At 40.9% G+C, this 13,687-nt stretch carries 12 protein-coding genes; 5 read left to right on the forward strand and 7 right to left on the reverse strand.

Annotated features, from left to right (window positions below; genetic code table 11):
* Positions 1–180: 180 nt before the first annotated feature.
* A complete protein-coding gene (locus tag SWP_RS11480) occupies positions 181–516 on the reverse strand; it encodes a PBPRA1643 family SWIM/SEC-C metal-binding motif protein (RefSeq protein WP_044555866.1) in 336 nt (111 codons plus the stop codon).
* Positions 517–735: 219 nt separating this feature from the next.
* Between SWP_RS11480 and SWP_RS11485 the strand changes: the two genes are divergently transcribed.
* A complete protein-coding gene (locus SWP_RS11485) occupies positions 736–1,656 on the forward strand; it encodes a manganese-dependent inorganic pyrophosphatase (protein WP_020912646.1) in 921 nt (306 codons plus the stop codon).
* A gap of 61 nt (positions 1,657–1,717) precedes the next feature.
* Here the strand turns inward: SWP_RS11485 and SWP_RS11490 are convergent, their stop codons facing one another.
* Positions 1,718–4,099 carry a Lon protease family protein gene (locus SWP_RS11490; protein WP_020912647.1) on the reverse strand — a complete coding sequence of 794 codons (2,382 nt, stop codon included), beginning with the start codon at positions 4,097–4,099 and terminating at the stop codon, positions 1,718–1,720.
* 248 nt (positions 4,100–4,347) lie between these two features.
* Positions 4,348–6,663: a peptidase U32 family protein gene (locus SWP_RS11495; RefSeq protein ID WP_020912648.1), complete on the reverse strand. Its 2,316-nt coding sequence runs from the start codon at positions 6,661–6,663 to the stop codon at positions 4,348–4,350.
* A gap of 426 nt (positions 6,664–7,089) precedes the next feature.
* On the opposite strand from SWP_RS11495, the gene SWP_RS11500 reads away from it, so the two are divergent.
* Both SWP_RS11500 and SWP_RS11505 read left to right on the forward strand, forming a co-directional pair.
* Entirely contained in the window at positions 7,090–7,725 is a 636-nt protein-coding gene (locus SWP_RS11500; RefSeq protein WP_020912649.1) for a protein disulfide-isomerase, read from the forward strand.
* Between the two features lie 107 nt (positions 7,726–7,832).
* Positions 7,833–8,297 (forward strand): GNAT family N-acetyltransferase, encoded by a 465-nt coding sequence (locus SWP_RS11505; RefSeq protein ID WP_020912650.1) that lies wholly within the window; start codon positions 7,833–7,835, stop codon positions 8,295–8,297.
* A gap of 34 nt (positions 8,298–8,331) precedes the next feature.
* Here the strand turns inward: SWP_RS11505 and SWP_RS11510 are convergent, their stop codons facing one another.
* The 3 genes from SWP_RS11510 to SWP_RS11520 form a co-directional block, all read right to left on the reverse strand.
* Entirely contained in the window at positions 8,332–9,171 is an 840-nt protein-coding gene (locus tag SWP_RS11510; protein WP_020912651.1) for a helix-turn-helix domain-containing protein, read from the reverse strand.
* Positions 9,172–9,303: 132 nt separating this feature from the next.
* Positions 9,304–10,125 (reverse strand): GNAT family N-acetyltransferase, encoded by an 822-nt coding sequence (locus tag SWP_RS11515; protein ID WP_020912652.1) that lies wholly within the window; start codon positions 10,123–10,125, stop codon positions 9,304–9,306.
* Between the two features lie 255 nt (positions 10,126–10,380).
* On the reverse strand, positions 10,381–11,019 hold the full coding sequence (locus SWP_RS11520; protein ID WP_020912653.1) for an NAD(P)-dependent oxidoreductase: 639 nt from the start codon (positions 11,017–11,019) through the stop codon (positions 10,381–10,383).
* Positions 11,020–11,220: 201 nt separating this feature from the next.
* On the opposite strand from SWP_RS11520, the gene SWP_RS11525 reads away from it, so the two are divergent.
* On the forward strand, positions 11,221–12,114 hold the full coding sequence (locus SWP_RS11525) for a LysR family transcriptional regulator (protein ID WP_020912654.1): 894 nt from the start codon (positions 11,221–11,223) through the stop codon (positions 12,112–12,114).
* Positions 12,115–12,285: 171 nt separating this feature from the next.
* Positions 12,286–12,555 carry a hypothetical protein gene (locus SWP_RS11530; protein WP_020912655.1) on the forward strand — a complete coding sequence of 90 codons (270 nt, stop codon included), beginning with the start codon at positions 12,286–12,288 and terminating at the stop codon, positions 12,553–12,555.
* A 774-nt stretch (positions 12,556–13,329) separates the two neighbouring features.
* Here SWP_RS11530 and SWP_RS11535 read toward each other — a convergent pair.
* The gene (locus SWP_RS11535) at positions 13,330–13,680 is read right to left on the reverse strand and encodes a helix-turn-helix domain-containing protein (protein ID WP_020912656.1); all 351 of its coding nucleotides are present in this window, start codon (positions 13,678–13,680) and stop codon (positions 13,330–13,332) included.
* Positions 13,681–13,687 lie beyond the last annotated feature (7 nt).

Raw genomic sequence — 13,687 nt, forward strand, 5'->3', positions numbered from 1 at the left:
CTACAATCAACTGGTTTCATATCTTATAAGGCATGAGCGTCAGGCTAAAAATATAACAATTAGCACTGAAGTTAAGTATTTTTACTCGGGTACGAAGGTCGCTGATAGGGGGTAAAAGGACTTAGAAAGAACAGATGAGAGAAGTTAGCAACTCTCATCTGTAAACTCGTTAAACAGCTATTAGCCACAACATTTCTTATACTTCTTGCCACTACCGCAGGTGCAAGGATCATTTCTGTTTGGCTGCTTTTCAAATCGAGTTGTTACAGGCTTATTGAGGATCCCCATTAAATCAATAATATTCTCTTCTGTAGTCGCATCGATAGTGACCTGACCAAGCAGTTGATTATCTTCAAGTAGTTTAATGATCTCTACGCGACGGTCTTCGGTTTGTACCGACAGCATTAGTGGGTTTACTTCGGTACCGAGTTTAGCCGCTCGTTTTGTGTTGTAACCATAACTTTCATGTTTTGGTTTTGGGGTTTTACGGCCTTTAAAGAAAAATTTATCTGACATCAGTACCAAGCTCTAGAGTGAAAATGTAATAGGACGAAGCTTTATACAGCAAAACCGAACAATTTGATACGCCATCCCCCTAGTTGAGGGGGAATTTAGCCAAAAAAACGGCATAAACTTAGGATCTTCCTACAAAGCCGTACCATTCGACCTTTTAGTTATTTCCGCATTGGCAAAAAGTTTGTTAAAATTAGTGAAAATTAAAGGAGAGCGTTATCTATGCCAGTTTATGTTGTGGGCCACAAAATCCCAGATTCTGATTCAATTTGTGGTGCAATCGCACTAGCACATCTTAGAAACCAAATTGGAGAAGCTTCTGTTGCTTCTCGTTTAGGTGAACTTTCGCCTGAAACGGCGTTTATTCTCGACAAATTTGGTTTTGACGCACCAGAGCTAAAGATGAGCTACGCTGGTGAAGAAGTTTACATTGTTGATCACTCGGAGTTGACTCAAGCACCTGATGACATTGCAGAAGCAACTATTGTAGGTATTGTTGATCATCACAAGCTAGGTGATATTACAACTTCTACCCCACTAGAGTGTTGGATCCGTCCAGTTGGCTGTAGTAACACCATTATCAAGATGATGTATGATTTTTATAATGTAGAGATCCCGAAAGAGATTGCTGGCATTATGATGTGTGCAATTTTAAGTGACACGGTTATCTTTAAATCACCAACTTGTACAACAGCTGATATCAAGTGTGTTGAAGCGCTAGCAGAAATTGCTGGTATAGCTGACTTTAAAGAGCTTGGTATGGATATGTTTAAAGTTAAATCAGCAGTAGAAGGTACGCCTGCTCGTGATTTAGTGCTGCGTGACTTTAAAGATTTCAATATGAATGGCAACTTAGTTGGCATTGGTCAACTTGAAGTGATTGATCTATCAGTATTTGACGACATTAAAGCAAGTTTAGTTGCTGATATCGCAGCGTTAAAAGCAGAAGGTAATCGCCATAGCGTGTTGTTGCTACTTACTGACATTATGAAAGAGGGCTCGGAAATGCTTATCGTTAGTGACGATGCAGCTATTATCGAATCTGCTTATGATAAGCCAGTTAGCGACGGAAAAGTGTGGTTAGATGGTGTGCTTAGCCGCAAGAAGCAAGTAGTACCACCTTTACAAGCAGTATTCGCTTAAACCTTAGCTTATGCTCTAAAAAGCCGAACATCAGTTCGGCTTTTTTTATTTAGTATTAATACTAAGACTTTTCTTTGTAGAGTGGTTTCAATCTTAGCTGCGCTTTACCAAGTAAGCTCTTAGGGTTATACACGCCTTTCTTATCAGCCTTACCCACTTCAATGCCTGTCAGCAATTCAATCGCTTCATTAACATGGCTTATAGCCCAAATATTAAAACGACCTTTTCTTACCGCTTCTACAATGTCCGGTCGAAGCATTAGATTATGGATGTTCGAAACAGGGATAATAACCCCTTGGCTATTTTTGCGTCCTTTAATATTGCAAACATCGAAGAAGCCTTCAATTTTTTCGTTTACGCCACCAATTGGCTGAGATTCGCCAAACTGATTCATAGAGCCTGTGATCGCAATATCTTGCCGTAATGGCTGGTCAGCAAATGAAGACAACATAGCGCAAAGCTCAGCCATGGTTGCGCTATCACCGTCAACACCACCATAAGATTGCTCGAATGTCAGGTGAGTCGACAGAGGGATCTTATCGGTTTTACCCAGAACTGAGGCAATATAAGCGGTTAGAATCATCACACCTTTAGAGTGAATACTGCCACTTAAGTCAACAGTACGCTCAATATCGAACACTTGTCCATCACCAAACGAAGTGGTTGCGGTGATACGGCTTGGTGCACCAAATTGGTAGTCGGTTGTCGACATCACTGACAGGGCATTAACTTGCCCGGTTCGTTTTCCTTCAGTGGAGATTAATGTAGTGCCATTAACAAAAGACTGCATATAATCATCTTTAGCACGGCAAATTCTATTCTCTTTATTGGCTAACGCTTGTTCTACATGACTTACGCGGATCATATTTGCGTTCACTGCGCGGGCACAATAGTTGGCTTCACGCAGTAAATTAGCAGTATCGACAGAGTGCAGTGACAGCATATTCTGATCATCAGCTTGACGAGAGCTAAACTCAATAATGCGAGCTATCGCTTTCCTATCGCAGTGCAGCATCTTATTACTGTGAATAATACTCGAGATGAACTGTGCATAATGTGCTTCAGACTCATCGGTTCGCGGCATTCTGTCTTCAAAGTCAGCAGTCACCCTAAATAACTCAGTAAACTCTGCGTCATACTGCTGTAACAGTTTATAAGTGGCAAAATCACCAAACAGAATGATCTTCACATCAAGCGGAATGGCTTCAGGATCAAGAGAGATAGCCCCTGAAAGGGTTACTTCTCTTTCCAGTGAAGTTAAGCTGAGCTTTCTTGAGCGCAACGCGCGCTTCAAACCGTCCCATACGTACGGGTGCTCTAACACTTTAACGGCATCTATCATTAACACCCCGCCGTTGGCTTTATGTAAACTACCAGGGCGGATCAGTGAAAAGTCGGTAAAAACAGTGCCTTTATAGGTCGCCGTCTCGACGTAGCCAAATATGGTGTGATAATTAGGCGTTTCTTCAACAATAATGGGTTGATAAGGCGAGTCTTGTGCCACCAAAACATTGATCTGGTAGCGTCTTGGCATTTTCTTACTCATTGAGGCGTAGGCTAGGGCAGCTTGCTCTTCGCTTTCTTCAAGGAATATGTCGAGGTTATCGAGAATATCCTTATGCATCGCCTTGATATAGGCTTTTACATTGGCCTGATCTTTATAGTTCTCTTTTAGTTTCGCAAAGGCCAGTGATAAGACTTCTTCAGCAACTTCTTCGTCATGTTTCTGTTGCTTTTCAGAATATTCATCTTCCCATTCAGTGATCTTTCTGACAATGCCGCGTAACTTTGCTTCAAGCGAGCTAATTGCTGCCTGCATTGAGTCCTGCTCTTCAGGCGACAACATCAAATAACTTTCTTCTGAGTGCGGTTCTTCGCCATTTAGTGCAACCAACTCGTAATTGCCCTGAGGAGAAATAGACAGGCCAATACTGTGAGTTTTTGCTTCCTCTGTTAGTTGAACCAATGCTTCTTCTTGTTTTGCTGCTAATTGATTTTTGAGTTTGTCAGCGCGGGTATAATACATCTCGTTGTCAAAAGCCAACGGCAGCCCCTTTGACAATTTAAGCATTAATTTTTCAATCTGTTTTTTAAATTTTAGGCCGGTTCCAGCAGGTAGAGTTAATACTTTTGGGCTGCGGGTATCGTCAAAGTTAACCACATAGCACCAATCATAAAGCGTACGGCCATTTGAGTTCTCTTTTTGGCGGCTTAGGTGGCGCAGCACCATAGTACGTTTACCTAGGCCATTGCGACCTAATGCATAAATGTTATAGCCCTTTTCTTTCATGGAAAGGGCGAACTCTACCGCTTGTTGCGCACGTTCTTGGCCGACAATCTTGTCAAGCGGTTCTAAATGTTTAGTTGACTTACAGCTAGTAGGCAGCTGTTTAAGCCCCGAAGTTCGGTATAGTTGGTCACTACTGAGAGGTGTTATTGGCATAGTTGTTCCTCTTATGACGGTTAATAATTCTACTTTATACAGTTAGATAGCATTTATCCGCAAAAATTTAGGCTAAATGAGCAAAATCACCTCGATAAGCTTTTAACTGCTGTATAAGTAGCCAAGTAGGATGGTTGAAAAGGAACAAAGCGGTGCGAATGAAGAGTTAGTGTGGCGCATTTAACGAGCTTTGCGACTTAATCTTAGAATATTTCCAGCTATTAAGTCGCCTATGATAAGTTTGAAGCCTATAAACCTTTCAAATATTGAGCACGTGTTGAAACTGATAATGCTTGGTAAAGCTGCTCCTCACTTTTGCAATCAGCCAGCTGTTGTAAATAGTCTTGAAAGGCATTAATTAAATCGAGTTGCGGCCAAACAAAATCAGTTTTAGTTTTTATTGTCCGCAGATCTAACAGCATAGAGTCAAACTTGTTAGGGATCTCATTCACAATACTAGGATTAAAAAACAGTTCAGCGCCTATCAGGTTATTATGATCTCGACGCTTTTTATCAATCACAAAATCGATCTGTTTTACATTGGTAATGGTGGTGTGCTTTTTACAAATAGATAGACACTCGTCATCCATCACTTGTTTATCACAGACTGCAGACTGTAAGAATAAACACTGACGACTGGTCATCAGCAAAATGGGGTGCAATGCACTGTAGTGCAAGCTAAACCCATGTGGAGCGTGAATCGATTTTATCTGTTTTCTGTTCAACTCATTAGAAATGAAAGCACCATTGCAACCCTGTTTTTGTAAGCTAGTTAAACTGAAGGAGTTACTGGTATTAAGATGTGGTCCCGCGATCCATTTAATACCTAACTGTTTCGAGATAAAGCCGACACCAGTGTTATTACTGACAATCTGTGTTTGTGGTATCGACTTTAAGATATGTGCAACGGCTTCAAACTCTTGCTGCAGCACAATCGGACCAAACCAAGGTGTGAGCTCAGGTTCAGCTTTAAAAAGTGCGATTAATTTATCAGATTCACAGGAAATTGAATCGGGAACCGCATAGTAAACATTTAGCGTTTTCGATTTGTTTTGCAGTTTAAGTGCTCTATATAAAGCGAGATCTTTTCGATTTCCAATTAATATCGCACAAGTCGATTTGCTACGCGCTGATTCTGCAGTACTTGGAGCCGGATTTTCAGCTAAACGCGCTTTTTTTATTTCACTAAATTCAACAGGTTTGATAGGAGTCTTGTTACCGTTTAGAAAACGCATTATCGCTATCTTCATCTGAGTTAACTCTTTAAACGAAAGGTAAACATCACCAAAATACTGTGAAAAATCGATATTGTGTAATTGATGCTTGTAAGAGTTAAGGCTTGCAAAGCGGCTAGTGAGCTCATCTTTTGACAATTGATACTTGTTTGCAGTTGATAACAGGCTCGTTGATTGCACACTAAAGCTCGGTTGTTTGTCCGTAGCAATAAAAACATCAATGGTTAAAACAGTCCGTAATTGCCCACTAATTGCCAGTTTGATAAGCGGTTTGCTGATATTTAGCGATTTAATTTGCTCGCCAACTGAATCAATAATCAATGTTTTTTTATCATATAAACGCTGTTTAACTACTTGTACAATATCTGCAGATACTTGAGGCTTACTTTGCTCTATCGCACTGAAGTGCTGTACTGCATTGTCTCGGGGATTATCGATATACATCTCTTTACCGACTTTCCCAGCTAAGTAACCATTGGTAAAGTCACGATTAAAGACGGTATATAACTCAGTTTTGTCGTTTGACAGTGCTTGTTTTTGTTGTAGTCGCTTAATTTGCTTTCGCCAAGTCGTTACCACACTGTGCACGTAGTGGTATTTCTTAATCCTACCTTCCACTTTTAAAGAATCTACTCCCGCATCGACTAACGCTTCTAGATCATCAAAGGCTGAGTTATCTTTCATGTTGAGTGGATATTCAGCGCCAATCTCAGTGGGTTGGTATTGATCGCGACAAGGCTGACTACAACGACCGCGGTTACCTGAATTACCGCCATGAGCTGAACTGAAATAGCACAAACCCGAAAAGCCAATGCAGTTAGAACCATGAACAAATACTTCTGTTAGCATCTCCAACTGATGCGCTTTTGCTGACATAGTCCTTATTTCATCTAAATTGAGTTCTCTAGATAGGTTTGCACGGTTAGCCCCCATTTGCTGAAGAAATGACAGTTGGCCGGTATTGTGGGTTGTTAGCTGAGTAGAAGCATGGACTTCAAGTGTTGGGTAATAATGTTTTAAGATCTCAAATACACCGAGATCTTGTACAATTACCCCGTCTATATCGGTATTAACCAGTTGATTTAACAATTTAAACAGCGCCGGCAACTCATGTTCTAACACGATAATGTTTAAGGTTAGAAATAGCTGACAGTCATGTTGATGAGCGACTCTTAGGAGTCCACAAAGCTGTTCGAAGTTTAAGTTTTCTGCCCGTTTTCTAGCATTGAAATTATCAAGCCCGCAGTAAACCGCATCTGCACCAGCTATAATAGCGGCTTTAATTGATTCGATGTCTCCACCAGGCGCTAGTAACTCAATATTTCTCACAATTTTTGTCTCTCAATCAATCTAAACCTCGATGCACTAATCAAGATTTGATAATTCCAGCTGCCAACCACTCAACCTGAATTTAAGTGTAATTCCAATCAGTATAAGAAGTTGCTACTCTCGCTGAGCGATCAAATCTTTATACTGATTGCTATAATAAGCAGTTAATTTTAAAGACTCGTCTATATAGTGGCTACTGCGTATAGTTAACTTATTGCTAAACCATGAGGTTGATCGCCTTACTGTACCGGTTAGTTGGCCCATCACGCATAAATCGCCTCAAGAAAGTGCGCATACAACATATATTTGATTTGAAGCGCGTTAAAGTCGGTATCTATCTGGCATTTATACTCAACAGCTAATTGATTAAAGGTTTAAAACCTCTTAGGATCACCAATTATTTATCAAAAGTTAAGACTGAAGTAGATGAACACCGACACCAATATCAACAAAGCCCAGCTTGCACTGTATTTTATCTATGACAGTCATTGTCCATGGAGTTACGCCGCAACTCCTTTAGTGAATGCTCTCAGTGAAGCATTCCCGAAAATGCAACTGCACTTGTTACATTGTAGCCATTTCGATGGCAGCGATAGTGCAGGGCTTGACCAAGTCAACGCAGTAAGAGATCTTGCAGAAGTAAAGTTTGGGCGAGAACATATTCGCTACGCTAATAGTCCAAAGGATGCCACAAAAGTTGCAAACCTTATGGCTTGGCTAGAAACGAAACAACCGGATAAGATGCTTAGCGTCCTTAATGCAATCCAAAAAGCGCATTTTATTGATGGTAATCCGTTAACCAACAAACATGACTTTAGTGAGTTGATTTCGACGCATAAATTATCGCCATCTAATAAGATATTTAGAGATGGATTGATCAATGACGCAGAGCAAATATTGGCGGGCATCGCCGAGATCTATGAAGTTCTTGGTACAACATCATTTCCAGCACTACTTATCACTGTCGATGATCAAGGTATCTTCATCGATCACTCTAAATACCTAGCAAAGCCAGAATCTGTAGTTGAAAGTGTTCTGCAAGAGATGCAGAACCTAGATTAAGATAGCATTATCCAGTTTAGACAAAGTCTACGTGCAGGCTTTGTCTAAATGAATGGGCAACCGCTGAAAATTATCGCTTGAGATAAACCTAAATAAAGGGATTCCAAATGCAGCTTGTAACGCCGACAACTGAGCATTTGAAACAGATGATGACGTGGTTTAACACTCAGCATGAGGTCTTTCAATGGGCAGGCCCCCATTTTAGATACCCCTACGATGTTGCTACATTCACCGAAGATCTTGCTCTACAAAGACTTGCTTCCTTCGCACTCGTGTCTGATAAATATGAGTTATTAGGCTTTGGCCAGTATTACCCGCGTTTAGAAAAGTGCCATTTAGGCCGAATAGTGGTCAATCCAAGTTGGCGAGGAAAGGGGATATCTAAAACCTTGGTAGAGCTGCTAAATGCTTGTGGCCTCAAACAACTGTGTTTACAACAAAGCTCTCTATTTGTACTCAAAGATAATCAAGCTGCAATCAATAGCTACCTAAAGCTGGGGTTTGTTGAAAGCACCTACCCAGAATCTATACCCATTGATCATTGTTTATATATGATTAGAGCAGCGAAATAACGTTAAGTCTTATATCTAATTTTGCTATTTAGGATCAGCGAGACTCTACGCCGCCATAGATATCAATCGTTAAACCGCGCTGCTCTGCGTAGTTTTTGGGAGTGAGCCCAATCTGTTTTTTTAGCTGCCGTATTAAGTGTGGTTGGTCGCTAAAACCAAATTTAAACGCCACCTCCGCCCAATCAATATCAACAGCTTCACGCTGATATAAGTATTCAAGCATCGCCTCCAATTTATTCATCGATTTACACTGCTTCATTGTTAAGCCTGTAACGCGGTAAAAACTACGTTCTAGTGTACGTTGTGAGCAGTGAAGTTTATCACCCAACTCTGAAATTAGACTGTTTTCTAATAGAGGCAACACCTTACGGGTAAGAGCACTATGCTGATCTTCTGTGGTTGAGTTGAACAGCGGTGACAAAAGCACATCTAGCATGTCTATACATCTGTCAGAGTCCGTTCGGCCTATGTGCAAAATATCATCCATGGCAAAACTGCTAACTCCTAGTAGCTCCTTAAACTCCATTTCAACAGCTTTATTCAGAGTAGGGTGCTTGTAACCTGGGATATTGAGCGAATAGAGTGCTCCAACGCGGAATTTAATGCCAAGATAGATAAAGCATTTGCTGTGGTCTAGTTGTAATGTTTGCTGTTGCGGGTATAGCCAGTGACTACCTTTACCAACACTCTTAGTTGGAGAAGTTTGATAATGGAAACACTGCTCTTTAGGGCAGAGAATGAAATGAGCTGCAGGATCGGGGTTTAACTTAGGGTAGTTATTAATATCCTGAGTCGAGCTTTTTTCTATTAACCAGTAAAATTCGACATACTTAGCTATTCGCTGATCTTTTGGGGCTGTGACCCAACTCTGCATGATTCAAACCTAATGTTCAGTTCTGCTGTCTAGTATAAGCTAAACCGCTAAAAACTGCAGTGAAGGGCGCATGCAATACTGTAAAAATGGCGTGTATTGAGCCCGAATGAGCACTCGGCAGCACTCATTCGATTAAATCACTTCAAAATCAACTTTAATGATCCGGTGATTGGATACTAGATCGGCCTTCGCAATCGCTTTTTGCGCCGCTATATTAGTGCTTTCAGTGGAACATATTGGAAGCAACCCCTTTTGGGTAGATATACTGACTAAAAACTTAAGCACTTCACGGGCAATACCTTTACCACGGTACGCCTTAGCGACAATCATTCCTAGATCGGCAGTATTCGTTTGGTACTGGTCATTAGTACGACATTCACCAGTTGCTAACACCTGCTGGTCTTTTTGATAGTACCAAAGCTCTTTACGGCTAATTAAATTACCGTAATAATCACTAAGCCACTGTGTTGGCGCGCCGATAGTTTCCACTGCAAAATCGACTAAAGATTTGTGCATCATTTTTGTGGCAAGCTGTAATTCAATTGCGTCGTCACTGCTTTTAGCTGCATGTTTAGCATGCTGATACATAAAGCTGTTTACCGATACTGAACTTGAGTTATCCAGGCATAGTGATAGGTATGCAGGCTCTGCTGTGCTGACAAATGCACCTTCAACAGGGCCTATCTCACTGCTATTTTGCTGAACAATTAGCGTGAACAGATCTTTAGCATTTGTTTTAGCTGTAGGTGACAGGTAAAACTGCAACATATAGCTTTCTTCGTTGACACAGCAATAACCGACAATATGTTGCTTTTCAACAAAGGCAAAATGTTCTGCTATTGGTATAAAGCCGAATTGCCACATACCATCTAGCGGGGCACTTGTTCGGCTAAAATACTGCTGCTTTAACGTTGCTAATGCACTAAGGTCCGTAATTTTTTGAATTTCTAACAAGTTTCTATACCGTAAATTGAGGATTGTTTTAGGCCAGAGCTATTCTATTAATGCAGCGCCGCCGTGATGGGAAAATATTAGCGGTGCTGTAGGGAAATTGATTGAACAAATACGACAGAGTTAGGTTACCGCATAAAATTGGCGTAGATATTTAAGTACATGCTCAGCGCGATAAACAGTTACAGGCGGCAATGAATTCGCCTGTAACTGTTTAACTGCCCTAGATTGTAAAACCCAGCCAACTAAGTCTCTTTGTTAGTACGCAACACCAATACGCTGGCAAGGGTGATTATTCGACTCTAGCTCATCAATCATCGCTATTGCGTAATCGCTAACCGAGATTTTACTGTCGCCATTATCATCAACGAGCAGTTGGTCAGCACCTACGCGGTACCTAGATAACTTTTCTCCGGGAATTATTTCAGCTGCTGGTGACACAAAAGTCCAATCGACAGTGGTTGTATTTTGTTTAAAAACCTCTAACGCTTCACTTTGAGCTATTGCTTCAGCCTTATACTCGTTCGGGAATTGGGCGGTTGAAATCAGTCTAATACCCGGTTCGACCTCTAAAGAGCCTGCGCCGCCTACCCAGAGCATACGATTAACACTTACTTGGGGGAGTGTATTCATTAATCGCTCGGCGGTTGTTTTTACAATGTCATGGTTTCCTAACGCTCGGCCACCAATTGAAGCGATAACCGCATCAACGCCTGCAATCGCATTAGCTAATTCGTTAGCAGTAGATAACAGATCGACTTTGCGAACTTCAATGTCGGTACGTTTAACTTTACTTGTGTCCCGCACTAAAGCGACCACTTGATGTCCACGTTGTGTTGCCTCATTAACTATGTGACTGCCAATCCAACCTGTTGCACCCAATACTGCTATTTTCATATTAATTTCTCCATAGAATTACTTGTTAATTGATAACCCATGCAGTCTAATTGAGCACTGACTCGAGATAAATATGCGAAAATGATGTAGTTTGTATCTGTTTAGGTTACTAATTGAAGTGCGATTAGTATTACGATTTCAGTCGCAAACCGGTCTGTATAACCCTGTTTAATAGGTTAGTCATAAAGCTAAAGGAATATCATGGATAGACTCACCGCTATGCGCAGTTTTGTTGAAGTGGCCCATTGTGCAAGTTTTACTAAAGCTGCTGAACGGCTTGATTTAAGTCGCCTACAAGTCTCTCGCCATGTTAATGAAATAGAAGCTTGGCTTGAGCAGCGACTATTACACCGCACGACTCGAAAAGTTAGCTTAACAACAGCAGGAGAAGCGGCGTTACTGCGTTGTGAGATGATATTACATGAAACTCTAGCGCTAGAAGTTGCCGCAAAGCATCATACGCCCAGTTTGTCAGGCACGATTCGTATTGCTGCGCCAATTGGTTTAACCCAAAATATGCTTATCGATGCTGTTGAAAAGTTTACCGGTGCCCACGCTGGCGTAAACGTACAGTTATTTGCTTCTGACCAGTTTGCAGAATTGGTTGATGAGAGGATAGATATTGCGCTGCGTTATACCGAGCAACCAGCAGACAATTTAATCGCGCGCAGGCTAATGAACATTGACTCAGTCATTTGCGCTTCAGCTGCGTACCTCGAGCAATTTGGAGAGCCCAAAGAGATCGAAGAGCTTAAGGAGCATAATTGTTTTTTGCACCTTGAAAAGACCAGCTGGGAATTTATAAGAGATAATAGTCGTAGCGCGATTACAGTGTCAGGTTCCATAAAAGCCAATGATCTCGGAGTGTTAGTTAAGGCCGCCCAGCACGGAAAAGGCATTGTTTTGCTGCCATGTGATCTTGCAAATCCACTTATTTCAGATGGTTCTTTGCAAATGATATTGAGCGAATATGAAATTCCAAGTAGCACCTTATGGGCAGTCTATCTGTCCCGTAGCTACCAGCTTCCTGTAGTCCGTCAGTTTATCGATTTCTTAGCTGAGCACTGGTCCAAAGATATCAAAACCTTGAAGTGAGCTACGCAAGATTGAGCTTAATAGGGCGTTTAACCCATTAAATCAAAGCCTGATTGGAGTGACCGTTGCATTTTTAGGTCAAGTTAATCAACGTTAATTCTACTGCTTAAACCATACTTACGGCATAATGGCGCCAATTTTTACTTTGAGTCGTTATAGAGAGTCGTTTTAATGGACACACAACAAGACAGTTACATGACTGAAGAAACTTTAATTGAAACAGTCGAGAATCAGATTGCCGATGGCGAGCCTAGAAAAGTCAAAGAGACCTTAATGCGTTTAGTGATGACCGGCACACAACGTGAAGAAGCGATAGAGTGGATGGCCTGTGCATTGGCAATAGAAGTCAGTGACGTTATGCAAAATAATGCGTCTTTCAACCATGTACGTTATACCCAACATTTAGATGCATTACCAAATTTAGATTGGATGGAAGATTAACCGTAGCAACATTGATCTATTTACTTAGTTTTACTAAAACCCCAATAACTGCAGTTATTGGGGTTTTGCTTTATAAACGGTGAGTTAAAGAAGAACTTATGTTTTTATCAAAGCAGATCTTAACGCAATTAGGACTAACGACTAGCCTATGTGCGTTGCTCGATGAACATGACTAAATACTTGTCTAGTCACAACAGCCTGATCAGACTGTTGTTGAAAAACATAGAATGCTTCATGTATTGCTAAGAACGACGAGCGAAGTCTGAGCGCAGAAGGAATGACGAACAAATGCCGATAATCACATTATCGGCATCTTTATATCTATAGCCAATCACACCCACACATGAATGCGCACAATTTACTAATGTTATGTTGAATACTGGCCGTCCGCTAAACTGCGCAGCAGCGGAGGGGATGCACAGCAGATATTTACACATAACATACATTGTGCGAATTCCTCTCGATTTATTTGTTCCTGGTCAAACGTTAGAAAAATCTAATGTTTGACCAGGACTAACTTCATTTGGTTTTGTTACGCAATCAAATCTATTAAATGGTTACACCATTTTAATGACCGAGCATAATAATTAATATGTTCGGGTATCTTAATGTTTATTAAATGGTGTAACCATACTAACAATTTTGGGGAGTATTGAGGGGATTTATCCCCTTGATGTGAGCGGAGCGATACGCCCCTTCTTTAAAAAAGCCTTCGTCCTGCTAGGCATCTTTTGATTTTACCTTGGGTGTACTTCGGTTTAATCGATTGCTTCTTTAACCCTGTTTTTTCTTTTCTTTTAAACCGTTTTCTAGATTTTCTGAGCTGCTGATCATTACTGCCATTTTTATAACTTCTTTTATAAAAGTTTTCTTGTCGATAGGTAAGGTGTCAATTGTTTTGCTTAGATAAATAGAACTTGTACTTTGCTCTCCAAAAACAATTTCATCTATTGAAGTATTCAGTGCTGTGGATATAGCGACAAGTGTTTCTAGGTTTGGATTGTTTTGTTCGCCCCTTTCCATTCTAGATAGTTGTGCCGTGGATACACCAGACCTATCTATAAGCTCTGAACGTGTCATTCCAAGGCTTTTACGCTTGAGCTTTATATTTTCACCAATTGTCATTTTTGAA

Origin of the sequence: Shewanella piezotolerans WP3 (genome assembly GCF_000014885.1) — a bacterium.
Lineage (GTDB): Bacteria > Pseudomonadota > Gammaproteobacteria > Enterobacterales > Shewanellaceae > Shewanella > Shewanella piezotolerans.